The organism is Streptomyces sp. BE20 (assembly GCF_036322525.1).
Classification (GTDB): domain Bacteria; phylum Actinomycetota; class Actinomycetes; order Streptomycetales; family Streptomycetaceae; genus Kitasatospora.
Genome location: NZ_JAQYWW010001186.1, coordinates 37,290 through 62,734, shown reverse-complemented (window position 1 = coordinate 62,734; position 25,445 = coordinate 37,290). Strand labels below are relative to the sequence as shown.

Annotated in this window: 26 protein-coding genes; 18 read left to right on the top strand and 8 right to left on the bottom strand. The window is 75.0% G+C overall.

Going from position 1 to position 25,445, the window contains the following annotated elements; all coding sequences use genetic code 11:
• Positions 1-106: 106 nt before the first annotated feature.
• The 8 genes from PUR61_RS37980 to PUR61_RS37945 all read left to right on the top strand — a co-directional run bounded on the left by PUR61_RS37980 (position 107) and on the right by PUR61_RS37945 (position 9,889).
• Positions 107-1,564, top strand: a complete 1,458-nt coding sequence (locus PUR61_RS37980) for an amino acid permease (protein ID WP_329884283.1) — start codon at positions 107-109, stop codon at positions 1,562-1,564.
• Between the two features lie 247 nt (positions 1,565-1,811).
• Entirely contained in the window at positions 1,812-2,705 is an 894-nt protein-coding gene (locus PUR61_RS37975) for an EI24 domain-containing protein (protein ID WP_329884281.1), read from the top strand.
• Between the two features lie 684 nt (positions 2,706-3,389).
• Positions 3,390-4,067, top strand: a complete 678-nt coding sequence (locus PUR61_RS37970) for a lytic transglycosylase domain-containing protein (RefSeq protein ID WP_329884279.1) — start codon at positions 3,390-3,392, stop codon at positions 4,065-4,067.
• Positions 4,068-4,141: 74 nt separating this feature from the next.
• Entirely contained in the window at positions 4,142-4,384 is a 243-nt protein-coding gene (locus PUR61_RS37965) for a hypothetical protein (RefSeq protein ID WP_329884278.1), read from the top strand.
• Between the two features lie 68 nt (positions 4,385-4,452).
• The gene (locus PUR61_RS37960) at positions 4,453-5,106 is read left to right on the top strand and encodes a GNAT family N-acetyltransferase (protein ID WP_329884277.1); all 654 of its coding nucleotides are present in this window, start codon (positions 4,453-4,455) and stop codon (positions 5,104-5,106) included.
• 61 nt (positions 5,107-5,167) lie between these two features.
• On the top strand, positions 5,168-6,211 hold the full coding sequence (locus tag PUR61_RS37955; RefSeq protein ID WP_329884275.1) for a glycosyltransferase family 2 protein: 1,044 nt from the start codon (positions 5,168-5,170) through the stop codon (positions 6,209-6,211).
• A gap of 165 nt (positions 6,212-6,376) precedes the next feature.
• Positions 6,377-9,364: an FAD-binding and (Fe-S)-binding domain-containing protein gene (locus tag PUR61_RS37950; RefSeq protein WP_443035311.1), complete on the top strand. Its 2,988-nt coding sequence runs from the start codon at positions 6,377-6,379 to the stop codon at positions 9,362-9,364.
• 114 nt (positions 9,365-9,478) lie between these two features.
• The gene (locus tag PUR61_RS37945; RefSeq protein WP_329884271.1) at positions 9,479-9,889 is read left to right on the top strand and encodes a PaaI family thioesterase; all 411 of its coding nucleotides are present in this window, start codon (positions 9,479-9,481) and stop codon (positions 9,887-9,889) included.
• 30 nt (positions 9,890-9,919) lie between these two features.
• Here PUR61_RS37945 and PUR61_RS37940 read toward each other — a convergent pair whose 3' ends face one another.
• The 3 genes from PUR61_RS37940 to PUR61_RS37930 form a co-directional block, all read right to left on the bottom strand.
• On the bottom strand, positions 9,920-10,930 hold the full coding sequence (locus PUR61_RS37940; RefSeq protein ID WP_329884269.1) for an MBL fold metallo-hydrolase: 1,011 nt from the start codon (positions 10,928-10,930) through the stop codon (positions 9,920-9,922).
• A 163-nt stretch (positions 10,931-11,093) separates the two neighbouring features.
• Positions 11,094-11,561, bottom strand: coding sequence for a CBS domain-containing protein (locus PUR61_RS37935; protein ID WP_329884267.1), 468 nt, complete (start codon positions 11,559-11,561; stop codon positions 11,094-11,096).
• Positions 11,562-11,661: 100 nt separating this feature from the next.
• Positions 11,662-12,627 carry a slipin family protein gene (locus tag PUR61_RS37930; protein WP_329884265.1) on the bottom strand — a complete coding sequence of 322 codons (966 nt, stop codon included), beginning with the start codon at positions 12,625-12,627 and terminating at the stop codon, positions 11,662-11,664.
• Positions 12,628-12,760: 133 nt separating this feature from the next.
• Between PUR61_RS37930 and PUR61_RS37925 the strand changes: the two genes are divergently transcribed.
• Positions 12,761-13,576 carry a uracil-DNA glycosylase gene (locus PUR61_RS37925; protein WP_329884263.1) on the top strand — a complete coding sequence of 272 codons (816 nt, stop codon included), beginning with the start codon at positions 12,761-12,763 and terminating at the stop codon, positions 13,574-13,576.
• An 86-nt stretch (positions 13,577-13,662) separates the two neighbouring features.
• On the opposite strand, the gene PUR61_RS37920 is transcribed toward PUR61_RS37925, so the two are convergent.
• Entirely contained in the window at positions 13,663-14,547 is an 885-nt protein-coding gene (locus PUR61_RS37920; protein ID WP_329884261.1) for a CHAD domain-containing protein, read from the bottom strand.
• A 195-nt stretch (positions 14,548-14,742) separates the two neighbouring features.
• A complete protein-coding gene (locus PUR61_RS37915) occupies positions 14,743-15,129 on the bottom strand; it encodes a hypothetical protein (protein ID WP_329884259.1) in 387 nt (128 codons plus the stop codon).
• A 66-nt stretch (positions 15,130-15,195) separates the two neighbouring features.
• On the opposite strand from PUR61_RS37915, the gene PUR61_RS37910 reads away from it, so the two are divergent.
• The 6 genes from PUR61_RS37910 (at position 15,196) to PUR61_RS37885 (ending at position 20,129) form a co-directional block, all read left to right on the top strand.
• Positions 15,196-15,576, top strand: a complete 381-nt coding sequence (locus tag PUR61_RS37910) for a hypothetical protein (RefSeq protein ID WP_329884257.1) — start codon at positions 15,196-15,198, stop codon at positions 15,574-15,576.
• Positions 15,577-16,041: 465 nt separating this feature from the next.
• The gene (locus tag PUR61_RS37905; RefSeq protein ID WP_329884254.1) at positions 16,042-16,719 is read left to right on the top strand and encodes a hypothetical protein; all 678 of its coding nucleotides are present in this window, start codon (positions 16,042-16,044) and stop codon (positions 16,717-16,719) included.
• 269 nt (positions 16,720-16,988) lie between these two features.
• The gene (locus PUR61_RS37900) at positions 16,989-17,831 is read left to right on the top strand and encodes a DsbA family protein (protein ID WP_329884252.1); all 843 of its coding nucleotides are present in this window, start codon (positions 16,989-16,991) and stop codon (positions 17,829-17,831) included.
• A 63-nt stretch (positions 17,832-17,894) separates the two neighbouring features.
• Positions 17,895-18,566 carry a vitamin K epoxide reductase family protein gene (locus PUR61_RS37895; protein WP_329884250.1) on the top strand — a complete coding sequence of 224 codons (672 nt, stop codon included), beginning with the start codon at positions 17,895-17,897 and terminating at the stop codon, positions 18,564-18,566.
• 304 nt (positions 18,567-18,870) lie between these two features.
• Complete coding sequence (locus PUR61_RS37890; protein ID WP_329884248.1) at positions 18,871-19,077, top strand: hypothetical protein; 207 nt, start codon at positions 18,871-18,873, stop codon at positions 19,075-19,077.
• The gene (locus PUR61_RS37885) at positions 19,074-20,129 is read left to right on the top strand and encodes a radical SAM protein (RefSeq protein WP_329884246.1); all 1,056 of its coding nucleotides are present in this window, start codon (positions 19,074-19,076) and stop codon (positions 20,127-20,129) included. Before PUR61_RS37890 ends, PUR61_RS37885 begins: the two co-directional genes overlap by 4 nt.
• Before the next feature lie 50 nt (positions 20,130-20,179).
• On the opposite strand, the gene PUR61_RS37880 is transcribed toward PUR61_RS37885, so the two are convergent.
• From PUR61_RS37880 to PUR61_RS37870, 3 genes are read right to left on the bottom strand one after another with little or no spacing between them, the layout of a single operon-like run.
• Positions 20,180-21,241 carry a serine hydrolase domain-containing protein gene (locus PUR61_RS37880; protein ID WP_329884244.1) on the bottom strand — a complete coding sequence of 354 codons (1,062 nt, stop codon included), beginning with the start codon at positions 21,239-21,241 and terminating at the stop codon, positions 20,180-20,182.
• A gap of 58 nt (positions 21,242-21,299) precedes the next feature.
• Positions 21,300-21,836, bottom strand: coding sequence for a GNAT family N-acetyltransferase (locus PUR61_RS37875; protein ID WP_329884241.1), 537 nt, complete (start codon positions 21,834-21,836; stop codon positions 21,300-21,302).
• 24 nt (positions 21,837-21,860) lie between these two features.
• The gene (locus tag PUR61_RS37870) at positions 21,861-22,253 is read right to left on the bottom strand and encodes an ankyrin repeat domain-containing protein (protein WP_329884239.1); all 393 of its coding nucleotides are present in this window, start codon (positions 22,251-22,253) and stop codon (positions 21,861-21,863) included.
• 400 nt (positions 22,254-22,653) lie between these two features.
• On the opposite strand from PUR61_RS37870, the gene PUR61_RS37865 reads away from it, so the two are divergent.
• The 3 genes from PUR61_RS37865 (at position 22,654) to PUR61_RS37855 (ending at position 25,313) form a co-directional block, all read left to right on the top strand.
• Positions 22,654-22,848 carry a hypothetical protein gene (locus PUR61_RS37865; RefSeq protein WP_327674940.1) on the top strand — a complete coding sequence of 65 codons (195 nt, stop codon included), beginning with the start codon at positions 22,654-22,656 and terminating at the stop codon, positions 22,846-22,848.
• A gap of 121 nt (positions 22,849-22,969) precedes the next feature.
• Complete coding sequence (locus tag PUR61_RS37860; protein ID WP_329884235.1) at positions 22,970-24,595, top strand: hypothetical protein; 1,626 nt, start codon at positions 22,970-22,972, stop codon at positions 24,593-24,595.
• A 343-nt stretch (positions 24,596-24,938) separates the two neighbouring features.
• Positions 24,939-25,313, top strand: a complete 375-nt coding sequence (locus PUR61_RS37855; protein WP_030396357.1) for an RNA polymerase-binding protein RbpA — start codon at positions 24,939-24,941, stop codon at positions 25,311-25,313.
• The last annotated feature ends 132 nt before the right edge of the window (positions 25,314-25,445 follow it).

Here is a 25,445-nt window from a genome sequence, read left to right as displayed (position 1 = left end):
TCGGAGGTAGAAGTTAGGTTGCACCGCAATGCGCGGATCCGTCCCCCACCCTCCGGCGTACGAGTCGAGGGTCAGGCCGCGCTGGAAAGGCACAGGGCACCCTCAGATGAGTGCGGAAACCACCACCTCGACCGGATCGCCCCCGGTCGACGCCTCCGCGAACGGCACCACCCCGCAGCAGCCCGGGCACGGTGGCGACGGCCACCTGAAGGCCGGACTCAAGAACCGCCACCTGTCGATGATCGCCATCGGCGGCGTCATCGGCGCCGGCCTCTTCGTCGGCTCGGGCGCGGGCATCGCCGCCACCGGCCCCGGCATCCTGCTCTCCTACGCGCTGGCCGGAGTCCTGGTCGTGCTGGTCATGCGGATGCTCGGCGAGATGGCCGCGGCCGACCCGCAGAGCGGCTCCTTCTCGGCGTACGCGGACCGGGCGCTCGGCCGCTGGGCCGGGTTCTCGATCGGCTGGCTGTACTGGTTCTTCTGGGTCGTGGTGCTGGCCGTCGAGGCCACCGCCGGCGCGAAGATCCTCAACAGCTGGATGCCCGGCGTCCCCCAGTGGGCGTTCGCGCTGATCGTCATGGCCGTCCTCACCGCGACCAACCTCGCCTCGGTCGCCTCCTACGGCGAGTTCGAGTTCTGGTTCGCCGGGATCAAGGTGGTGGCGATCGCCGCCTTCCTGGTCATCGGCACGCTGGCGGTGTTCGGCCTGCTGCCCGGCACCCGGGCCGTCGGCACCGAGAACCTGGTCGGCCACGGAGGCTTCCTGCCACACGGTGTGGGTGCGGTCTTCACCGGCATGCTCACCGTCGTCTTCGCCTTCATGGGCAGCGAGATCGTCACCCTGGCCGCCGGCGAGTCCGAGGACCCGGAGAAGGCGGTCAGCAAGGCCACCAACAGCGTGATCTGGCGCATCGGCGTGTTCTACCTGGGCTCGATCCTGCTCGTGGTGACCCTGCTGCCGTGGGACTCCGCCTCGGTCAAGGGCAGCCCGTACGTGGCGGTGCTGGAGCACATCGGCATCCCGGGCGCCGGCCGGGTGATGGACGTGATCGTGCTGACCGCCGTGCTCTCCTGCCTGAACTCGGGCATGTACACCGCCTCCCGGATGGCCTTCTCGCTCGGGCAGCGCGGCGACGCGCCGAAGGCCTTCGCCTCGGTGACCAAGCGCGGTGTGCCGCAGGTGGCGATCCTGTCCTCGGTGGTGTTCGGCTTCGTCGCCGTCTTCTTCAACTACACCTCCCCCGACACCGTCTTCTCCTTCCTGCTCAACTCCTCGGGTGCGGTGGCGCTCTTCGTCTGGCTGGTGATCTGCTTCTCCCAGCTGCGGATGCGCCGGATCATCGAGCGCGAGATGCCCGAGCGGCTGACCGTCCGGATGTGGCTGTACCCGTACCTCACCTGGACCGCGATCGGCATGATCGGCTTCGTGATGGCGTACATGTTCACCGATTCCGACGGCCGGAAGCAGATGTACCTGTCGCTGGTCGCCGCGGCCATCGTGCTGACGGCGTCGGCCGTGGTGGGCCGCCGGCGGCGGGCCGCGGCGGTGACCTCGGCCTCCTGAGCCGAGCACGCCGCCCGCGAACCACCGGGCCCGGGAGCCGTTGCGGAGGCTCCCGGGCCCGGTGCCGCGTTCCCGCCCGCCGGACCGCCCGGCCGGACCGCTCCCCCGCCGCCCTCGCTGCCCTCGCCGTCCGCCCCGTCCGGCGGGCCGGCCCCGGGCGGGCTCCCCGGCCGGGCCCCGCGCTCCGTTCCGTTCCGTGACGGGACGGATATGACCCGCTGACGTACCAGCACCTACCCTTCCCCTCATGCGAGATCTTGCAGCGGGGATGGGGTACCTGGCCAAGGGCCAGAAGTGGGTGGGCCGACACGGCCGCTGGTGGGCGTTCGGGATGATCCCGGCGCTGATCACCCTGGTCGGTTACGTCGTGGCGCTGTTCTTCCTCGGCGGCTGGGCCGGCGACATCGCCGACTGGGCCACCCCGTTCGCCGACGACTGGGGCTCGCCCTGGCAGGGCATGCTGCGCACCGCGCTCGCCGCGATCGTCTTCGTCGGCGGCCTGATGCTCTCCGTCCTCACCTTCACCGCAGTCACACTGCTGGTCGGCCAGCCCTTCTACGAGGCGCTCTGCGAGAAGGTCGACGAGACCGAGGGCGGCGCTCCGGCCGCGCCCGACACGCCGCTCTGGCGCGAGCTGGTGATCTCGGCCCGGGACAGCCTCTACGTGCTGGTCCGGGCGGCCGGCTTCGGCGTGGTGCTGTTCGCCTGCGGGTTCATCCCGGTGATCGGGCAGACGGTGGTCCCCGTCCTGGGCTTCCTGGTCTCCGGGTTCTTCCTCGCGGTCGAGCTGACCTCGGTCGGCCTCCAGCGGCGCGGGGTGCCGCAGCGCGAGCGGATCCGGCTGCTGCGCGCCCGGCTCGGACTCGCCTTCGGCTTCGGCGTGCCGCTGGTCCTGGCGTTCCTGGTGCCGCTGGTGACGGTGATCGCCATGCCGGGGGCGGTGGCCGGTGCCACCCTCCTGGCCCGTGACCTGGTGCCGGTCGAGGAGCAGGAGGAGCCGGCGGACGAGGACGGCGAGGAGGACGCCTCCGCCGACGTCCCCGACCTGCCGGGGTACGACGCGCAGGGTCCCGTGCCCGGCAACCCGTACGCGAGCGCTCCGCCGCTGCCGGCCGAGCCGAACCCCTACCGGAGCACCTGACCGGACGGGAAGGCCCGGCGGGCGGTGCCGTCCGGCCCGGCGGGGCGCACCCGCCCGCCCGGGAGACCCGGCGTCGGCCCGGAGCGGTGAACGCGGCGTCACCCTGCGTCGACCGCCGCCCGGTCCGGCTGTGAGGCCGCCCACACGGGTTCGCCGGTCTACTGCCGCCGATAGTGGACACCGCCCGGGCGACCGCGTCCGACGGGCCCCGGACCCGCCGTTTCCGGCGGACCGGCGGGGCGGGGCCGCCCGCTCCCGGGGGGAAGAACGCAGGCGGTGACCGGATCGGAGCCGTTCGTTCGTCGGCGACCCAGTAGCCCCGCCCAGGAATTCACGAAAACGGACAAATCACCACGAAGCGCCCGCCCCCGGGTCGGGCGCTTCGGCGTTTCCACCCCGCACATCCACGACCGGGCGTAGTAGCCCGCGGCATTGCCGCCCGTCCCGGGCTCTGCCAAGAATGGTCCGTCGCCAGGCAGCGCGGACCGGTCCCCCCGCCGCGCACCCCGCCCGCCCCGCACTCCGCCGGGGCATCAGGCCGTCCGGTACGCCACCGCGGACCCCGCTCACCCGAGCCGGCCCGTACGACGCCCGGCGCCCGTGCCACCGCCCGAACGGCGCCCCGGCACACCCGACGGCCACCGACGGCCCTGACGGCCCCCCGACGGAAAAGGATTGTTCGCTTTGCAGCTCAGCCATGCCCGCCGCAACTCGCTGATCACCGGTGTCGCCACCCTCGTGGTGGCGGGTGCGGCCACCGCCGCCCTCGCCATCCCGCAGACCGGCACCGCCGTCGCGGAGGCCGCCGCCCCGGTGGCCGCCGTCTCGGTGGACGGACAGCCGGTCGCCGACCAGGCGCAGGCCGACGCCGAGGCCCGGGCCGCAGCGGACGCACAGGCACAGGCCGAGTCCGACGCCGCTGCCGCCGCCGCACAGGCGCAGGCCGAGGCCCAGGCTCAGGCGGACGCCCAGGCGCAGGCACAGGCCCAGGCGGACGCCAAGGCCAAGGCCGACGCCGAGGCCGCCGCCTCCCGCTCGCAGGAGCGCGCCGCGCTGAACAGCAAGCCGGTCCCCTCCGGAAGCCCGCGCGAGATCGCCGCCCGGATCGTCCCGGCCGGCCAGCTCCAGTGCTTCAGCAACATCGTGGCCCGCGAGAGCAGCTGGAACGTCACCGCCACCAACGCGTCCTCCGGCGCCTACGGCCTGGTCCAGGCGCTGCCCGCCTCCAAGATGGCCTCGGCCGGCTCCGACTGGCGCACCAACGCGGCCACCCAGATCAAGTGGGGCCTGGACTACATGAACTCCCGCTACGGCAGCCCGTGCGGCGCCTGGTCCTTCTGGCAGTCGCACCACTGGTACTGAGCCGGCCCGGCAACACCGGCACACCCCGAGCCCGCAGGCGCCCCGCCTGCGGGCTCGGCCGCGTCCTCGGCAGCGTGCTCGGCGCCGTCTACCGGAGCCGGGTGGACGTCACCGCCCTGCCCCCGCAGCTCGCGGACGCGGCCCGCTCCTCGCCGGCCGCCGCCTCCCGGCTCGGCGGTCCGGTCACCGACCAGGCGCCGACGGCGTTCGTCGAGGCCATGCAGGTCACCCCGCCGACCGGGGCGGGCGTGGTCGCGCCGGCCGCGGTCGCGGTGGCGCTGCTGCTGCGCCGGCAGCGGGCCGGCACGGCATCCTGACCGGTTCCGGCCCCCTTTCGCCCGAAATTCGCTGGCCGCACCCGGTCGGCGCCCGGAAGAGTGACGGTGTGGACCGTGTGACGCTCTCGGACGGTGTCGTCACCCTCACGCCCTTCCGCGTGGAGGACATCGACGCGCATCTGGCCGGGGAGGACGAGCAGCTGGTGCGCTGGCTCAACGGCGCACCGAGCACCAGGGCCGCCACCGAGGCGTACGTACGGCGCTGCACCGCGCAGTGGGCGTCCGGAGGGCCCGCGCGCGCCTTCGGGATCCGCACCGGGCCCGGGCCGACCCTCGCCGGCACGATCGACCTGCGGTTCGCCCTGCCCGACCTCGGTCCGGACCAGGTCAACATCGCCTACGGCCTCTACCCGCAGTGGCGCGGTCGCGGGCTGGCGACCCGCGCCGTCCACCTGGTCTGCGGCTACGCGGCGGGCGAGGGGGCCGCGCAGGGCGTGATCCGGGTCGACCCGGAGAACGGCGCCTCGGCCGCCGTCGCCCGGCGGGCGGGTTTCCGCCGCGCCGGGGAGGCACCGGTGACCGGGCGGGACGGTCACCGGCTGGACTGGTACCTCCGCGACCTGGCGACCTGGCCGGTGCCCGGCCCTGGGGTCGGCCCGGGAGTCGGCCCGGGAGTCGGCCCGGGGCGCGTCCTGACGTGGACGCGCCCGGAGGAGCCGGTGAAGATATGGCGCACGCCCGTACGATTTGACGGGTATTGATCAGAATGATGCGCCGTCAGGGCTTTGCCACCGTTCGCGGACGCTCCTACGCTCCGGCCCCATGCCCTCACCCCTGATCAGCGTCGTGCTCCCCGCCCACGACCAGCAGAAACAGTTGGCGGACTGCCTGGACTCGCTGCTCGCCCAGTCGTTCCGCGGCTTCGAGGTCCTCGTCGTCGCGGACCGCTCCCCCGAGTCCGCGACCGTCCTCGCCGACACCTACGCGGCCCGGCACCCGCAGGTCTCCGTGCTCCGCCTCGACGCGGCGGTCGGGGTCGGGACCGCCCGCAACGCCGGTGCGGCCCGCGCCCGGGGCGCGTACCTGCTCTTCCTGGACGCCGACCACCACGTCCCCCCGGACGCCCTCCGGGCCCTCGCCGACCGCCTCGACCGGACCGGCCCGGTCGACCTGCTGCTGTTCGGACACACCCGGCGGCACGCGGGCCGGGACTGGCCCGGCGGCGCCGAGGCGCAGCTGGCCGCGGCCGGCCCCGACGTCCTCGGCCCGCTGGACCGCCCGGAACTGCTGGGCGCGCCCGCCCTGGTCTGGGACCGGCTGCTGCGCCGCGCGCACTGGCAGGAGCAGGGCCTGGCCTTCCCCGACGGCATGTACGAGGAGATCCCGCTGGTCCACCGGGCGATGCTGACGGCCGCGCGGATCGCCGTGCTCCCGCAGGACTGCGTGCAGCTGCGCCGCCGGGAGACCGTCCACCCGACCGGCTCGCCGGGCAGCAGCCGGTTCGACCTCTTCGACCAGTACGAGCGCTCCTTCGCCCTGCTGGACGAGCTGCTGGAGGAAGGTTCTGACGCGCCCGCGGGGAGCGGCGGTCCCGGGCCGGACGCCGTCCGGGACGCCCTGTTCACCCGGATGATCCGGCACTACCTGTTCGTCTTCGACCTCGCCGGCTGCGTCTCCCGGGCCGAGCGGCCGCAGTTCTTCCACCGGGCGGCCGAGCACCACCGCCGGTTCCAGCCGCCCGGCCACCGGCGGCCCGCCGGCCGGGAGGGCGTCAAGTTCTCGCTGCTGGCCGGCGGGGCCTACCCGGCCTTCGAGGTCGCCAAGCTGTCGCACATCGCCCGCGGCGCCCTCACCGGCCGGCGCTAGAGCTCTTCTGACAACCCGCGTCGAGCGCCCGGCGGGAATTGTCAGACAAGCTCTAGGCCCTCCGGGTCCCGTCCCCGGGCGCGCGGGCCGGACGTGCGCGGATCGGACGTGCCGGGGCGGCGGTCCACCGGAGTGGGCGGTACCGCACGGCCGGGCCCGGCTGCGATGATCGGCGGGACCGCCGCCCCACCCCCCGACCTCCGCCCGGGAGGACCGCCCGTGAGCCGCCCGTCCACCACCCCCGGTGCCGACCTGGCCCGCGAACTGGCCGCCGTCCTGCGCGGCGAGGTCCGGTTCGGTGCGGCCGAACGGACCGTCTACAGCCACGACGCCTCCAACTACCGCCACCTGCCGCTCGGCGTGGTCAAGCCCGCCGACCTGGACGACGTGCGCACCGCGCTCGCGCTCTGCCGCGCCCACGGGGTGCCGGTGGTGCCGCGCGGGGCCGGGACGAGCGTCGGCGGGCAGGCGATCGGCCCGGGCGCCGTGGTCATCGACTTCCGCCGCCACCTCGGCGCCGTCCACGCCGTGGACCCGGAGCGCCGGACCGCCCGGGTCGAACCGGGCACGGTGCTGGACGACCTCCAGCGGGCCGCCCGCCCGTACGGGCTGCGGTTCGGCCCGGACCCCTCCACCCACAGCCGGTGCACGCTCGGCGGCATGATCGGCAACGACTCCTGCGGCGCGCACTCGGTGACCTGGGGCCGGACGGCCGACAACGTCGAGTCGCTGGACCTGCTGCTCGCCGACGGCACCGAACTCACCGTCGGCGGGGCCCTCGGCACGGCGGAACGCGCCGCCCTCCGTGCCCTGCCCGGCCCGGTCGGCCGGCTCCACACCCGGCTCCAGGAGTTCACCGAACGGAACCTGGCCGCCATCCGCCAGGGCATGCCCGACCTGCCGCGCCGCACCTCCGGCTACCCGCTGGACGCCCTCCTGCCCGAGCGCGGCCACCGGCTGGCCCGCGCACTGACCGGCACCGAGGGCACCTGCGCCCTGCTGCTCGGTGCCACCGTCCGGCTGGTCGAGGAACCGCCCGCCCGCGTGCTGGTGGTCGCCGGGTACCCGGACGAGACCGCCGCCGCCGACGCCGTCCCCGCCCTGCTGCCGCTGCGCCCGCTCACCGTCGAGGGCATGGCCGCCGACCTGGTCGCCGCGCTGCTGGCCGCCGGCCCGCGCCCGCCCGCCCTCGACCGGCTGCCGGACGGCGCCTGCTGGCTCTTCCTGGAGGCCGGCGGCACTACGCCCGCCGAGGCCCTGGACGCCGCGCGCGGGCTCGCCGACGCGGTGCGGCGCGAACGGACCGCGACCGTCTCCGTGGTCACCGACCCGGCCGAGCGGAAGCAGCTCTGGGGGGTGCGCGAGGCCGGCGCCGGGATCGTCACCCGGCTCCCGCGCGAAGCGGTCGACGGTGCCGGCGGCGGGCAGGGCGGGCAGGGCGGGGGGAGCGAGGCCTGGCCCGGCTGGGAGGACTCGGCCGTCCCGCCGGAGCGGCTCGGCGACTACCTGCGCGACCTGCGCGCGCTGCTGCGCCGGCACGGCCTGCGCGGCATCCCGTACGGGCACTTCGGCGAGGGCTGCGTCCATCTGCGGATCGACTTCCCGCTCACCGAGCCGCGGCGTTTGCCGGTCTTCCGGGAGTTCATGGAGCAGGCGGCCGACCTGGTGGTCTCGTACGGCGGTTCGCTCTCCGGCGAGCACGGCGACGGACAGGCCCGCGCCGAACTGCTGCCCCGCATGTACCCGCCCGGGATCATCGCCCTGTTCGGCGAGTTCAAGCGGATCTGGGACCCCGAGAACCTGCTCAACCCGGGCGCCCTGGTCGACCCGCGCCCGCTCGACGCCGACCTGCGGTTCGACGGTCCGCTGCGCACCCTGCCGCTCGCCCTCCCGTTCGAGCAGGACGGCGGCAGCCTGGCCAAGGCGGTGCACCGGTGCGTCGGCGTCGCCAAGTGCGTGGACCCGACCACCGGGGTGATGTGCCCGAGCTACATGGCCACCGGCGAGGAACGGCACTCGACCCGCGGCCGGGCCCGGCTGCTCGCCGAGATGCTGCGCGGCGAAGCCGTCCCGGACGGCTGGCGGTCGGCGGAGGTGCGCGAGGCGCTGGACCTCTGCCTGGGCTGCAAGGGCTGTGCGAGCGACTGCCCGGTCCACGTCGACATGGCGACCTACCGGACCGAGTTCCTGTACCAGCACTACCGGCACCGGCTGCGGCCCGCCTCGCACTACGCGATGGGGCGGCTGCCGCTCTGGCTGCGGGCCGCCGCGCTGGCCCCCGGCCTGGCCAACCTGGTCGCGCGCTCGCCCGCCGCCGGCCCGTTGAAGCGGCTCGGCGGCGTGGACAGGCGTCGGGTGCTGCCCGTCCTGCCCCCGGAGACCTTCACCCGCTGGTACCGGCGGCACCGGGCCGAGCACCCCGCCCCGCCGGGCTCGCGGCCGGTGCTGCTCTGGCCGGACACCTTCTCCAACCACCTCCAGCCCAACGTGCTGCGCGCCGCCGTCGAGGTGCTGGAGCACCTGGGCTTCGACGCGCGGCTGCCGGCCGGCCCGGTCTGCTGCGGCCTGACCCGGTACTCCACCGGCCAACTCCCCGGCGCCCGGCGGGTGATGCGGCGCAGCCTGGCCGCACTCGCCGCCACCGGCCTGCCCGCCGACACCCCGGTGATCGGGATGGATCCGAGCTGCACCGCGACGCTGCGCGAGGACCTGCCCCGCCTGCTCGGCGCCGACGGCCGCCCGGTGGCCGAACGGACCCGCACCTTCGCCGAGTTCGTCGACGAGTTCGCCCAGGACGCACCACTGCCGCAGCTGCCGGTGGAGGCCGTCACCCAGACCCACTGCCACCAGCACGCGGTGCTCGGCACCGCGGCGGACCGCCGGATCGAGGCGCGGATGGGCGTCGACAACCGGGTGCTGGACTCCGGCTGCTGCGGGCTGGCGGGCAACTTCGGCTTCGAGCGCGGCCACTACGAGGTGTCGGTGGCGATCGCCGAACGGGTGCTGCTGCCGGAGGTACGGGCGGCCTCGCCGGAGACGGTGGTGCTGGCCGACGGCTTCAGCTGCCGCACCCAGATCGCCCAACTCGCCCAGGGGCGGCAGGCCGTGCACCTGGCGGAGCTGATGCAGCGGGCCCTGCGCGCACAGGGCTGACCCCGGCCGGAGCGGCCGTCCACGGCGCGCCGCGCCGGGGACGGCCGCCGCACCACGGCCCGGCACCGCGCGGGGACCGCTGACAGCGCGGCCCCCGCCGCCGACAATGGCGGGATGACGATCACCACCGCCGAGGCGGACCGGATCCTCGCCGACAACTTCGCCCCCTGGGTGCAGGAGCTCGGCCTCTCGGTGACCGACACCGGCGAGCGCCATGCCGTCCTCCGGCTGCCCTGGTCCGACCGGCTGACCCGGGAGGGCGGCGCGCTCTCCGGCCAGGCGCTGATGGCCGCCGCCGACACCGCGGGCGTGATCGCCCTGTCGGCGGCCCGGGGCGGCTTCGGACCGGCGACGACCGTCCAGCAGTCCACCGGCTTCCAGCGCGCGGTGACCGGGCGGGACGTCCTGGTGCACGCCCGGATCACCAAGCTGGGCCGCCGGATCGCGTTCCTCGACGTCACCCTGACCGCCGAGGGCGAGGAGGAGCCGGCCGCCCACGCCACCGCCGTGTACGCGCTGGGCTGACCACGACGACCCGGCCCCGCGGCACCGCGGCTACCGGAAGGTGCGCGGTGTCAGGTAGTCCGGCACCACCACCCGGCTGCGCGGCGAGGTCTGCCGGACCTGGGCGACGAACGCGCCCAGGTCCGCGTCCGGCCGGACGGGGTTGACCAGCTCGGTCTCGAACCTGTCCCAGTGCACCGGCACCACCGTGCGCGGCCGTCCCAGCGCCTCCAGCAGCCGGGGCACGTACCGGTGGGTCGAGGCACTGCTCGGCACCGCCACCATCGCGATGTCCGGCCGCATCCCGGCCAGCTCCCGCTCGGCGAAGTCACTGGCCCCCGTCAGGAAGGCCGACGGCCCACCGGCGAAGGAGAGCTGGAAGGCCAACGTGTCGCCCTCCGGCAGATCGCCGACGGTCGCGGGCGGCTGCGCCGGCGCGGAGTGCAGGGTGCCCGGAGCGAAGTACTGCCGGCGGCCGTTGCGGCTGTGCCGGGCGGAGACCGCCTCCACGACCAGGCCGTCGCCGAAGTCCAGGACCTCGCCGCCCCGGACCACCACCAGCTGCCCGGCCGGCACACCCCAGGCGCGCAGCAGGTGGTAGGTGGTCTCGGTGCCGACCACCGTCGCCCCCGTGGTGAGGGCGATGTGCGGGACGTCGTTGATGTGGTCCCAGTGGCTGTGGCTGACCAGCACCAGCTCCGGGCGCCCGGCGTGCTCGTCGACCAGCCGGGTGTTCACCGTCAGCGCGGTCGCTTCGCTGAACGTCCCGTCGTACAGGCCGGTGTGGAAGCGCGTCAGGTACGGGTCGAAGAGGACGGTGCGGCGGCCGTGGTCGATCCGCCAGCCGGCCGTGCCGAGCCACCGGTACACGGTGTCGGTGGCTGTGGCTGTGGCGGAGGGGGACGCCTCGGACTTCGGGACGGGCCGGTCGTCGGCGTCGGTCGTGGCTGTGGTCGTGGCTGCGGCTGCGGCGGGGCCGGTGGTGGCCGCCGTGACCAGGCCGGCGCCGGCCACGGCGGCCGTGCCCAGGAACGCGCGCCGGGCGAGTCCGGAGTGCTGCATGCGGGAGGGTCCTCTCCACGGGTACCGCACGGCCCTCGGGCCACGGGTACGGACGGTGAAACCGGGTGGCACCCGTACGCCGAGTGCCACCCGATCGATCACCACGCCCCGGGCAGGGGGTTCCGGACCGCCCGTCGCGGAGATTTCCCGAAAACGCTCCTCCTCAGGCGCCCTGCGGCGTCTCCAGTACCTCCTTCGAGCGCGCCGGCTCCTCGGCGCAGACCGCCGCCACGAACTCGGCCAGCCGCGCCTGCGGCAGGCTGCGCGCGATGTCCGCCTCGCTGATCATGCCGACCAGCTCGTGCTCCGGGTGGTTGATCACCGGCAGCCGGCGGACCCGGTACTGCTCCATCACCCGCAGCACCTGTTCGGCGTCCTCGTCCGCCTCCACGGTCAGGGGCCGCCCCTGGGCCAGCTCCCCCGCCGTCACCGCCGCCGGGTCGAGCCCCTCGGCGACGCACTTGAGCACGATGTCCCGGTCGGTCACGATGCCCAGCAGCCTCTGCCGCTCCCCACAGATGGGCAACGCCCCGACGCCGCGTTCCTTCATGATCCGGGCCGCCGTGGCGAGCGTCTCGTGCTCGCGCACGCACTCGGCCCCCTGGTGCATGATGTCGCCCGCGCTGGTCATGATCGGCCTCCTGACGTGCCTGGCACTCCCACCACTCCATCGTGGTCCGGCCTCGGTGCCCCCGCCACCGGGCCCCTCACCGGGACCGCCCCGGTCCTCGCTACGCCTCCCCGGCCGCGCCGTCCCGCATCGCCGGCGGATCCGGCCGTGGGTCCGGTACCGGGTCCGGCGGCGGTTCCAGCGGCGTGCGCTCCAGGAGTTCGTCCAGCGGCGGCAGTTCGAGCTGCTCCGCGCCGTCGACCTGCGCCGTCGGAGCCGCACCGCCCTCCGGCCGTTCCCGCCCCGGCTCCCCGCCCCGGGCCGAGTGCCGGGTCTCGGTCGCACTGTCCAGGAACCGCAGCAGCTCCACCGGGAACGGCAGGACCAGCGTCGAGTTCTTCTCCGCCGCCACCTCCACCACCGTCTGCAACAGCCGGAGTTGCAGCGCCGCCGGGGTCGCGCTCATCACCGCCGCGGCCTCCGAGAGCCGCGCCGACGCCTGGAACTCGCCGTCCGCCGTGATGATCCTCGCCCGCCGCTCCCGCTCGGCCTCCGCCTGCCGGGACATCGAGCGCTTCATCGACTCGGGCAGGGCGACGTCCTTGATCTCCACCCGGTCGATCTCGATCCCCCAGCCGAGCGCCGGGCTGTCGATCATCAACTCCAGTCCCTGGTTGATCGGTTCGCGGTTGGCCAGCAGATCGTCCAGCTCGCTCTTGCCGATGATCGACCGGAGCGAGGTCTGTGCCACCTGGGAGATCGCGAAGTTGTAGTCCTGCACGTTCACGATCGCCTTCGCCGGATCCTCCACCCGGAAGTAGACGACCGCGTCCACCCGGACGGTGACGTTGTCCCGCGTGATGCCCTCCTGCGCCGGGATCGGCAGGGTCACGATCTGCACGTTCACCTTCCGCAGCCGGTCCGCCACCGGCATCAGGACCACCAGACCCGGCTCCCGCACCTCCGCGCGCACCCGGCCGAAGCGGAACACCACACCCCGCTGGTACTGCTGCACGACCCGGACGCTCAGACCCGCCCAGAGCCCCAGCAGGAGGACGACCGCCAACACCGCATCGAGAACCAGCATCGCGGCCTCCTCGCGCGCACCTGCGCTCTCCGGCGGTCGCCGACCCCGGCCGGGCCGGGACACACCGCCGGAGCGGCTCGTCTCCACGCTACGCCTGCCGGACGCCCGCCGGAACGCGCCTACGATCGTTCCCATGCCCCAGTCCCCCGGCAGCGTCCCCGGCCCCGCCACCGGCACCAACCCGGCCACCGACCCGGACCACCCGCGCCATCCCGCCGAGGCCGCCGCCCGCGCCGACGGGCTCACCGCCCTCGACCGCGTCGTCACCGGCTGCCGCGCCTGCCCCCGCCTGGTCGAGTGGCGTGAGGAGACCGCCCGCACCAAGCGCCGCGCCTACCTCGACTGGGACTACTGGGCCCGTCCGATCCCCGGCTTCGGCCCGCCCGACGCCCCGCTCCTGCTGGTCGGCCTCGCACCCGCCGCGCACGGCGCCAACCGCACCGGCCGCATCTTCACCGGCGACCCCTCCGGCGACCTGCTGTACGCCGCCCTCCACCGCCTCGGTCTGGCCGACCGCGCCGAGTCCGTCCGCCACGGCGACGGCCTGAAGCTGAACGGCGTCCGGATCACCGACCCGGTCCGCTGCGCCCCGCCCGACAACAAGCCCACCACCACCGAACGCGACACCTGCCGCCCCTGGATCACCCGCGAGCTGGAGCTGCTCCGGCCCACCGTGCGCACCGTCGTCGCCCTCGGCGGCTTCGCCTGGCAGGCCCTGCTGCCCGCGCTCACCGCCGCCGGCTGGAGCGTCCCGCGCCCCCGGCCCGTCTTCGGCCACGGCGCCCACGTGACCCTGCCGGCCCGGGACGGCGGAGCTCCACTGGAGCTGTACGGGTGCTACCACGTCAGCCCGCGCAACACGAACACCGGCCGGCTGACCGTGCCCATGCTCCGCGAGCTGCTCCGCACCGCCGCCCGCACGGCCGGGCTCGCCCCCGCCGAGGAGTGACCCCGCGCCGCACCCGCGCTCCCCGCGCCGTGAGCTCGTCCGCCCACCAACCCGTGAGCCCGTGAGCCCGTGAGCCCGTCAGCCCGTCAGCCGAAGCGGGCCAGCTTCGGCCGCGCCGCCCGCGCCCACACCTCCGGCAGCGCCCGCCGCGCGCGCTCCGCCGCCGCCAGCTGCTGCCCGTACAGCACGCCGTAGGCGAACGGCTCGCCCGTCTCGCCGGCCCTGCTCCGCAGCGCGGTCGCCGCCACCACCGCGTCCTGGTGCTCCCCCAGCACCTCCTGGACGGCCTTCATCCGCTCGACGTACCGCTCCGCCGGCCTCCCGACCAGCGGGACCGCCGTCTCACCCGCGTACCGGGCCCGCTTCGCCGCCTTCCGCGCCTCGTGCAACGCCCGGGCCCGGGACTCCGCCGTGTCCGAGCCGCCGCCGGCCAGCGCCGACCGCACCCGCTCCGCCGTCCGGCGCTGCTCCCGCGCGGCCACCCGGGCCAGCTCCGGTCCGGCCGCCCGGTCCGCCCGCGGGCGCAGCGGCGGATCGGCGAGCAGCTCCGACAGCCCGCGCGCCAGGGCCTTCCGACGCGGGCTGTCCAGGGCGGCGACGACCTCCGGCCGGACCCGCCGGTACTCGGCCTGCCCCCACCGCTCCAGCTCCGCCGCGACGCGCTCCGGCCCGCACTCGGGCGGCAGCGTGCGGGCCCGTTCGGCCAACCGCAGACCCAGCACCTCGCGGTCCCGGGCCTGCCCCAGGGCCGCCGCCAGCCACCGCAACTCGGCCACCAGCTCGTCGGTGGCGCCCGGCGCCAGGAGCCGCCGGTACGTCCGGAACGCACTGCGGAGCCGTCGGCAGGCGACCCGCATCCGGTGCACCGCATCCGGCTCGTCCGCCCGCACCGCCTCGTCCAACCCGGCCAGTACCGCGGCCTGCGCCCCGATCCGCCCGAGCACGACGTCTCCCGCGGTGGCATCGGCCATCCGCCTCACCCCCTCCTGGGACGTGTCTGACGGCTCCCGTCGGGCGGGTCGACGCCCGGTCCCGCCGTCGGGGCCCCGAACGCCTTCCAGGCTAGCCCGCCCTCCCGTCCCCGGCAGGACGCGTTCGCGCCACCTTCGGACGGCAGGAGGCCGCGCACCGGACCGGAGGCGGGCACCGGACCGAGCCGCCGCCCGCTACGGGCGGAGCTGGATCGCCAGCGACGCCGTGTAGCCGACCAGGGCGGCGAAGAAGCAGACCGCGGTGGTGTAGCGGACGGTGAAGGGGAGACCGGCCAGCGCCGGGAAGAGGAGCACGGCGATGCCCGCGGCCGCGTCCGCGACGTAGAGGCCCCGCGGCGGCAGCACGCCGGTGCTGTGGGCCGCCCAGCCGGTGGCGACCAGGAAGCCGGTGATCAGGAGGAAGCCGGACAGCAGGCCGGAGCCGATGCTGTAGAGGACGGGATGGGGCTCGGGCGGGTCCTCGCCCTCGGGGACGGCCGGACGCAGCCGGTGGGCGACGGCCAGCGCGGTGACGGCGAGGGCCACGGCCGCGGCGGCGCTGAGCATCGGGACGGGGTTCATCGGCGGCTCCGGGAGACGGTGACGTGATGGCCGAGGGCTGCGGCGAGCGCGGCCGGGAGGAGCACGGTGAGCACCAGGACGGCGGTCCACACGACGGGGTCCAGACCCGGCGCCGGGGCGTCGGGCGGCGGTGGCGCTGCGGCGACCGCGGCGGTCAGCGCCGGGCCGGGCGCGGACGGCGGGGCGGGCGGCGGCGGAAGCACCGGCCGGGCGGGTGCCGCCGCCGGGGCGGCCGGCGGCCGGTCCGGGCGGGGTGGACCCGTCGGCGCGGGCGAGGGCACGGGCGCCGCACTCCGGACCGGGGAGGGTGACGGCGGGGCCGACGGCGGGGCCGCGACCGTGACCGGAGCGGCCGGCACCGCCGGCACCGCCGGCACCGTGACCGGCGTCGGCACAGCGGTCGGCGGCGGCACCGACGTCGGGGTCCACGTCGGCACAGCGGTCTGACCGGGCACAGCGGTCTGAGTCGGCGTGGCGGTCCACGTCGGCGTGGCGGTGGGCGACGGCACTGCGGTCGGCGACGGCGAAGGAGCGGGCGGCGACGGCGACGGGCAGTGCGTCGCGGGGAAGGTCGGGTGCGCCGGCCACGACGGATGCGGCCACGACGGCCACCGGGGTGGCACCGGCGGCACCGGCAGCGGGGGCCCCGCGGGAACCGGTGGCCCCACGGGAACCGCGGCCTCCGGGCCGCTGGCATAGTCCATCGCCCGATTGTCGGACCGCCCCGGCTCCCACGTCAGCCCCTGACGGCCCGTCACCCGCCCGTACGGCCGCCAAACCCATCCCCCCGGTGAACTCGCGGCCCCCGCACCGCGAACGAACGACCGATGCGGGACAATCTGTGCGCCGATTCCCGCCCCGCCCCCGACGCACCCTCGTGCCCGGTGTAAACGTCGTGGCATACTCCGGGACGTGACGACTTCCACCGGTGCGACGAGGGCCCTGCGGGCCGCGGTGTTCACCGCGCTCGCCGTGCCGTTGTCGGCGCTGGGGCAGGTGGTCATCACCGGTCGTCCACTGCCGATCGTCCTGGTGGCCGCCGCGACGGTCGTCGTCTTCGTGCTGGCGGCGGCCCTGGCCGGCGGCGAACGGCGGTTGCTGCACATCGCGGCCGTGATGGTTCCGGTCGAGCTGTTGCTCAACACCACCTTCAACCTGGGCCAGGCCGGCTGCGGCCCGGCCCTCGCCCCCGACCACCTCCCCGCCCGCGGCATGAACCTCCTGGTCTGCGGCGGCGGTTCGGTGGACGGCTCGCTGTTCTCCGGGCCGTTGGGGCACTCCGGGCCGCTGGCGCCCGCCGCCACCCAGCTGCTGCTCCTGCTGGTGCACCTGCTGGTCGCGCTGGCCGCCTCCGCCTGGCTGCGGCTGGGCGACGCCGCCCTGTCGGGTCTCGCCCGCGCCCTGCGCGTGCTGCGCCAGTCGCTCGCGGCCCCGCTGCGGGCGCTGTTCCTGCTGCTGGCCCCGGTGCCGGCCCGGCCGGTGCTGCGGGTTCCGCTGCCGGTCCCGGACCGCCGCCGACCGCGCCGCGAGGACGTGGTGCCGAGCCCGGCGCCGCGCCGCGGACCGCCGGTCCTCGCGCCTGCCTGCTGACGGCCCCCGGCCCGAAGTCCCCAGCCCCGGGTTTCCGAGCCCCGCGTCCCGAGCCCGACGGCTCCGGCCCCGTCGGGCCCGCTCCCGGCGGCCCCGACGCCCCACGGCTCGGGCTCCGAGGCCCCCGGGCGAGCTCCGCACAGGCAGCGCGCGACTCCGCCGTTCCACCGACCCCGCCCCTCCCGGCCCGCCGGCGCCCCGCGCCCGCGCCGCGCCGAGGCGGCCCCTTCCGCACCTCCCGGTGCGTCCCACAACGGAGTTGACCCGTCATGGCACAGTCCGACCAGAAGCCCGGCACCAAGCAGCCGTCCCGCAAGCAGTCCCAGAAGATCAGCGCCCGCGAGCGGATCCAGGAGGCCCAGCGCCAGGAGAAGCAGTCCGCCCAGCGCCGTCAGCGGATCGTCGTCGGGGTGTCGATCGTCGTCGTGCTCGCCCTGGCCGGCGGCACCGCACTCGCGATCAGCGCGGCCGGCGACGACAAGTCCTCCGCGGACACGGCCGCCGCCGAACCCACCGCGCTGGTCGTCCCGGCCAACACCTCCGGCCCGGACGGAACGGTGATCACCTACGGCAAGGCGGACGCCGCGCACACCCTCCAGGTGTTCGAGGACTTCCGCTGCCCGGTCTGCAAGGGCTTCGAGGCCGCCAACGGCGAGGCCGTCAAGAAGCTGGCGGACGACGGCGCCGTCAAGGTCGAGTACCACCTGGCCGCGTTCCTCGACAAGAACCTCGGCGGCAAGGGCTCGCGCACCGCGCTGGCCGCCATCGGCGCCGCGGCGAACGAGGGCGTGGACAAGTTCAAGGCGTACCACGACGTGCTGTACGCCAACCAGCCGGAGGAGCGCGACGACGCCTTCGGCGACGTCAACCACCTGCTCGAACTCGCCGACAAGGTACCGGGCCTGAAGACGGACGCGTTCGTCAAGGCGGTCACCGACCGGACGTACGCGCCGTGGGCGAAGAAGGTCGCGGACGCCTTCAACGACAGCGGGGTGACGGGCACGCCGACGGTGAAGGTGGACGGCAAGCCGCTCACGCTGTTCAGCGGGAACCGCGCGGTGACGCCGGAGCAGTTCACCGCCCAGGTGAAGCAGGCCGCGGGTTTGTCGTGAGCACCACCGGCCCGGCCGACTCGCGGCCGGGCCGGCCCCTTCCCACCCCCGGAGTGCTCTGCCATGACCGCCCCGACCGCCGTGCCCCGCTCCTCCCGTCCCGCCCCCGCCGACCCCGCCGACCCCGCTCCTCCGGGCCCGGCCCCGATCGGCGCGGGCCGCGCGTTCTCACTGCTCGTCCTCCTCGGCGGACTGATCGGGCTGGCCGCCTCGGCCGTCCTGACCTTCGACAAGCTCCGCATCCTGGAGGACCCCTCCTACATCCCCAGCTGCAACATCAACCCGGTGATCAGCTGCGGGTCGGTGATGCGCACCGAGCAGGCCGAGGTCTTCGGCTTCCCGAACCCGCTGCTCGGGCTGGCCGCGTTCGGCGCCCTGGCGGCGATCGGCGCCGGGCTGCTGGCCGGGGCGGCGTACCGGCGCTGGTTCTGGCTCGGACTGCAGGCCGGCACGCTGTTCGGACTGGGCTTCGTGCACTGGCTGATCGACCAGGCGCTGTATGACATCGGCGCGCTCTGCCCGTACTGCATGGCGGTCTGGGCGACGGTGGTGGCGCTGTTCTGGTACACGACGCTGCACAACCTGCGCTCCGGGGTGCTACCGGTCGGACCGAGGTTCCGGGTGGTCGTGCGGGAGGCCGCCCGCTACCACTGGGCGGTACCGGTGCTCTGGGCCGCGGTGATCGGCCTGCTGATCCTCAACCGCTTCTGGTCCTACTGGTCGACCCTCCTCTGACGGGGACCTCCGCGAGCTGACGCAACGTCAACTCCGTAGCCGGGGCGACAGGGTCCCCGCCCCGGCGGAGCGGTTCGACCGGCCTCCCGCGCACCGCTGCTCCGCCCGGGTCGTACCCGGTCCGGCCATCACCTGCACGGGCGAACATCCCGCGCGGCCCGCCGGACCGGCCCGGACGATGGAGAGCGACCCCTCGCCCGAGTCGTCGTTCTCCCGAGGCGGGGTCGTTCGGCCGTCGGCCGGGCGCCGATCCCCGACGCTCCGGTGGCCCCGGCCGTCCCAAGCCTCCCGAGGAGAGAAGACCATGGCCAGTCAGGGACCCACCTTCGCCATCAGCACCGCGGACCTCACCCTCGACGACGAGGGGCGGGTGCACATCCAGAACCCGGAGCTCGCCGAGTCGGTCGTGGCCGCCATGGCATCGTCGCCGAACGCGTCGGCCCGCGCGACCACCAACAACTGTCACGGCGGCAACTGCGCCAAGGGCTGCGGCAAGTCGGTGGAGAGGTGACCGGCTCCACCGGCGAACCCTCGCCCTTCGACCGGGAGTTCGCCGAGTCCGTGCGCAGCGACCGGCTCCAGCTGATCCTGCTGCCCACCGAGCAGTGCAACTTCCGCTGCACGTACTGCTACGAGGACTTCGCGATCGGCCGGATGGCCCCCGAGGTGGTCGCCGGGGTGAAGAGTCTCATCGACCGGCGCGCCGCCGGACTGCGGCACCTCCAGGTGTCGTGGTTCGGCGGGGAGCCGATGCTGGCCCGCCCGGTCATCGAGGAGGTGACCGCGCACGCCCGGGCGGCGCAGCGGCGCCACCCCGGCCTCGGCTACGAGAGCGACATGACCACCAACGGCTACCTGGTCGACGGCCGGACGGCCGACCACCTGGCGGGCCTCGGCGTCCGGGCCTACCAGGTGTCGCTGGACGGCCCCGCCGCGTTCCACGATCTGACCCGGGTGCGGGCCGACGGCCGGGGGACGTTCGAGCAGGTCTGGCGCAACCTGGAGGAGGTCCGCGCCGGCTCCGCCGACGTACGGATGCTGCTGCGGGTCCACCTCACCCCGGAGAACCTGCCGGTGATGCCGGAGTTCCTCGCCCGGATCCGGGACACCTTCCTCGACGACCCGCGGTTCTCCGTCTTCCTGAAGCGCGTGGTCCGTCTGGGTGGCCCCAACGACGACACCATGGAGGTGCTCGACTCCGACGACGGGAAGATCGCCGGGCTGCGGGCGCTGCTGACCGAGGGCGGCGGCGAGGAGCGGCTGTTCGCGCCGGAGGAGGTCTGCTACGCCGCGCGCGCCAACTCGCTGCTGGTGCGCGCGGACGGCCGGCTGGGCAAGTGCACGGTGGCGCTGTCCGACCCGGCCAACGACATCGGCCGGCTGCGGCCGGACGGCTCGGTGGAGATCGACAATCCGCGGCTGCGCCCGTGGCTCCAGGGCTGGGCCGCGCGCGACCCGGAGCTCAACGCCTGCCCGTACGCGGCGTTCACGCGCCGGGCGGAGCCGGAGCCGAAGCCGCTGCTCCAGATCTCGAAGCGCCCGTTGGCGGCGGCGTCCGTCTGACCGCGCCGGCCCGGGGCCCGGCCGCACACACGCGGCCGAGCCCTCGGGCGTCAGCCGAAGACGGCCCGCCGGAAGGCGTTGCGCAGATCGGTGAGCGGCTGGAACTCCCGGTCGTAGTGGACCTTGTTGGTGAGCAGCAGCGCCCAGCGGCCGAGCCGTCGGGAGATCCAGATCCCGGTGCCGGTGAAGCCGTAGTGGACGAAGGTGCCCTCCGCCGGATCGGTGCCGGCGGCGCAGAGCCAGGAGAGGCCCCTCGCGGGCTCCAGGCCGCCGGTCTGCTCGCGCAGCGACTCGGCGATCCACTCCTCGCCCCAGGGCAGGCCGGGCGGCGGGTCGAGCAGCGCGGTGAGGAAGCGTTCCAGGTCACGGGCGGTGGAGAAGGCGCCGGCGTTGCCGGAGACGCCCCCGAGCAGCCGGGCCGAGGGGTCGTGCACGACCCCGCAGAGCTCGGTGCCGGCCAGCTCCTCGTACTCGGTGGGCGCGGTGCGGGCGGCGAGTTCCGGGCCGAGCGGGCCGTAGCGGGTGTCGGACATCCCGAGCGGGCGCCAGACCTGGCGGGCGGCGAGTTCGTCGAGCGGCGATCCGGCCAGCGAGCCGACCAGGTGGCCGAGGAGGACGGCGGCCCGGTCGGTGTACTCGACGGCCGTCCCGGGTGCGCGGTACAGCGGGGCGTCGAGCACGCCGGCCAGGATCACCGCCGGGTCCCGCCCGTAGAGCTCGACGAACCGGGTGCGCAGGGGCATCCCGGCGGTGTGGGTGAGCAGTTGACGGACGGTCACCTCACCGGCGGCCCGGCCGGCGACCTCCGGCCAGAAGTGGCCGAGGGGCCGGTCGAGCGGGAGCCGCCCGGACTGCCGGAGCACCCCGGCGCACGGCCAGAGCGCGACGATCTTGGTGATGCTGGCCACGTCGAAGAGCGTGTCGTGGTCCATCTCCCGCGCGCCGTAGGGGCCCTGGCCCAGCACCCCGGACCGCCCCCGGCCGCGGACGCCGCCGGCGTCACCGACCGACCAGACGCCACCGGTCCCGACGCCGGCCAGTCCGGCCGTCACCAGCCGGTCCACCACACCTGCGGGTGCCGCGAGTTCGGGCAGTGCTTCCGGTCCGCTCATCAACTGCCGCCCCCGTCTGCCGACTCCCCCGGGGGGAGCCTACCCGCGCGGGCACCGGTCAGACCGCTGCCGCACCGAACTCCTTGCCCATGCAGACCGACTGCGGGTGCTCGCGGTAGATGCCGAACTTCTGGATCGCCGCGTACCCCTCGGAGGCATACAGGGCGATGGCCTCGGGCTGCTCGGTCCCGGTCTCCAGGACGAACCTGGTCCGCCCGGCCTCGGCCGCGGTCAGCTCCAGCCGGCGCAGCACCGTGCGGGCCAGGCCGCGGCCGCGCGCCTCGGGGCGGACGAACATCCGCTTCAGCTCGGCGTCGCCCGCCCGCAGCCCGTGCGGACCGGCCTCCTTGGCGCGCCAGCCACCGCAGGCGACCGGCTCGCCGCCGAGGTAGGCGATCAGGAAGAGGCCGTCCGGCGCCTCGAAGTGGTCGGGGTGCAGCTCGGTGAGGTCGCCCTCGCCGTAGCGGCGGACGTACTCCTCCTGCACCTCCGCCGAGAGGCGCTGGGCGTCGGGGTGGCCGTAGCCGGTGACGCGGATCTCGATGCTGTCGTCCTTGGCGTCCCGCAGGGCGCTGCTGCCGGTGGTGCTCTCCATGGTCGACAAGCCTACGGCCCCGGCTCAGCGACCCTCGAACCGGGCGACCAGCTCCTCCTTGCCGAACATCCGGGCGGTGTCGACGGCCGAGGGGGTGCCGGCGGAGGGGTCGGCGCCGCCGCCGAGCAGCACGGCGAGGACGTCGTCGGCCCCCTTGAAGACGGCGCCGGCGAGCGGGGTCTGGCCCCGGTCGTTGGCCCGGTTCGGGTCGGCGCCGCGCTCCAGCAGGGCGGTGACGGCGGTGGCGTGGCCGTGGTAGGCGGCGAGCATCAGCAGCGTGTCACCGCGGTCGTTGGTGAGGTCCGCCGGGGCTCCGGCGTCGACGTAGGCCGCCAGGGTCGCGGTGTCGCCGGCCCGGGCCGCGTCGAACAGCTTGCCGGCCAGCGCGATCACGTCGGCGTCGGGGGTGTCGGTCATCTCTCGGGCCTCTTTCGGGGTCTCGTCTCGTCCTGCGGTTCGGTGGTCGCGCCCGTCGCACCGTAGCGGCCGGACCCGTACGCGATCCAGCACGCTTCCGGATCCCGGATGCCGCCGCTCCCGCGCGTACCGCACGCGGGCCGGAAGGTTGCGCGCCCGTTCGAGCGAACTTCCGGGGACCCCCGGAAACTTCCCGACCCGCGGACGGGAATGTGTCGGCCCCCGGAACGGCGCGGCCCGCGGCTCCCCGGAGCCCGGTCCGCCTACCGCCCCCCGGGTCACGAACCGGAACCATCAGGGAAAACCACCCATTTGCACCGTTCCATCATCTATTACTTTTTGTCACGATTAAGGCACTTTCGGTAACACTGCCCCTGTCCCCCTCCCCGAGGAGCAGAACGTGATCCTCTCGATTTCCGGCATCGTCCTGTTCGGCACCATCGCCTTTCTCTTCTTCCGCAGGGACGGACTAAAGGTCTCCCACGCCATCGTCTGCGCCCTTCTCGGCTTCTACATCGCCGGCTCCTCGATCGCACCGAGCATCACCGCAGGCGGCGCCAGCCTCGCCAGCCTGCTCGGCGGCCTCAAGTTCTAGCGCTTGTCCGACCCCGCCACTCCCCCGTACGGGCCCGGGCGCGGATCCCACCGCCCCCGGGCCCCGTCGTTGGATCAAGCCCAGTTCCGCCCGACCGTCCCATTCGCCCGGGGAGCCCGGAATGCCGCTCAACCGCCTACCGCTCAGCAAGGGCCGCGACCTCGTCCGCACGGCCGGCGACCACGCCTCCGACATGTTCGCGCCGCTCACCGTCATCGGCCGTGGCATGCGCCACCACGTCGCCTGGGCCAAGGCCCGCTGGCAGGCCACCCCCAAGGAACGCCGCGGGCCCACCGCGTTCCTGGTCGCCGCCATGCTGCTCGGGATCTACCTGCTGCCGCACGGCCTGCTGTTCGCCCTGGTGGCCCTGATGGCCAGCGCCGCCTGGGCCGGCCGGGGCCCCCGGACACCCCCCGGCCCGCCCGAGCCGGACGTCGCCGACGTCAAGCTCGGCGCGCTCTACGCCGCCCTCACCCCGTACCTGTCGGGGCCGGACGACCTCAACCCGCTCTACCGTCACGAGGGCGGCTACCAGGACGTCTTCGGCGGCTGGGAGTTCGACGGCGAGGGCCGGCTCTCCCGGCTGGAACTGGTCTACCCCGCCTACTTCACCGACACCGAACCGGCCGCCCGGGCCCGGATCGAGCAGGTCGTCCAGGGCAAGGCCGGCCGCGCCCGGGAGTACCGCTTCGACTGGGACGAGGAGTCCAACAAGCTGCGGATCGCCGCGCTGGCGCCGCTGCCCACCGACATCGCCGCCCAGCGGTTCGTGACCGCGCCCGGCGAGATCGTGCTCGGCTTCACCGACGGGGACGGCAGCGCCCGGACCATCCCGGTCCACCAGGGCGGCGCCGTCACCCAGCAGCCGCCGGTGATCTGGCGCACCGGGCCGCGCTCCGCCGAGCCCCACCTGCTCGCCCTCGGCGTGAGCGGCTACGGCACCTCCAGCCTGATCCGCTCGGTCGCCCTGCAGGCGCTGCCCTACGCCGACCTGGTGGTGATCGACGGCGCCGGCACCGGCGAGCACGCCTGCCTGGTCAACCGCCCCGGCGTGCACACGGTGGAGACCAGCCTGCACGGCGCGCTGGCCGCGCTGCAGTGGACGGCCCAGGAGACCGAGCGCAGGCTCGGCGCCCTGAACGCGGCCCGGCACGCCGGCGTCGCCCCGCCCGAGGACGTCGTCCGCCCGCTCTGGCTGCTGCTCGACCACCCGACCGAGCTGAGCGAACTGGCCCACGCCGAGGGCCGCCCCGACCCGCAGGACCTGCTGGAACTGCCGCTGCGGCACGGCCGGGCCGCCCGGGTCACCGTCGTCGTCGCCGACGACGTCGAGGCCCGGGACCGGATCACCCCGAGCGTCCGGGCCACCACCCGGGCCCGCGTGGTGCTCGGCCCGACCGGCCCCGCCGAGGGCCACGCCGCGCTCGGCACCCCGCTGGACATCGTGCCCGCCGCACACGCCCCCGCCGGGCGCGGCTACGCCCGGATCGGCACCGGCGCCCCGGTCCGCCTCCAGGTGCCGGCCACCGTCGACCCGCTGGACGAGGACGCGCCCGCCCAGCTGCGGGACGCGGTGATCGCCCTGCTGCCGCACCGCGACACCCGCACCGAGGCCGCCGCCCCGGTCGAGGCGCCGCCGCGCCCGGACGGTCCGCCGACCGTGCCGGTGGAGCTCGACGCGGACCCGCGCGCCGGGGTGGACCTCGCCAAGGGGCCGTCCGCGCTACGCTTCCGCCCGCTCGCCTGACCCGCTCGGTCCGGGCCGCCGGGCCCCTCCGGCGGGTCCGGCCCACTCGGCCGGGCGGGCGGAACGCGAGGGCTTCGGGAGGGGCGGCGCAGGCCGCCGGTTCCCGCCCCGGTACGCTCGTCCGGGAAAGGCCGACCGATCACCAGATGTGAAATAGGTGACACCTGGGGTGATATCCCCGGCCAGATGTGACAAATCGGGCGCCGGTGGGTACAAACAGGGGCGGCACGACAGACGACGCATGTCCCGGGACGGGAATCTTCGTCGGAAGCCGAGCGTTGACCGAACGACGAAGAACAACGACCACTAGTCCTGTGGGCCATAAGCCCGGGAGGCACGATTCATGAGCGAGCGAGCTCTCCGCGGCACGCGACTCGGGGCCACTAGCTACGAGACCGACCGCGGTATCGATCTGGCTCCGCGCCAGACCGTCGAGTATGCATGTCAGAACGGACACCGATTCGAGGTTCCTTTCTCGGTCGAGGCGGAGATCCCCTCGGCGTGGGAATGCCGCTTCTGCGGCCAGGAGGCGGTACTCCTCGACGGTGACGAGCCTGAGGAGAAGAAGACCAAGCCGACGCGTACCCATTGGGACATGCTGATGGAGCGCCGGACGCGCGAGGAGCTGGAGGAGGTGCTGGCCGAGCGGCTGGCCGTGCTCCGCTCCGGCGGGATGAACCTCGCGGTGCACCCGCGGGACACCCGCAAGAGCGCCTGACCCCGCTCCCGCGGCCCGGCGGGAGCACGCGAAAAGGGACCCTGGCCTCCAGGGTCCCTTTCGCGTTGCCCGCATCCTGCCCGGAATCGCCTCGGGGGCTCCCCGGGGAGCCCCCGGGGTGGGGCGACGGCC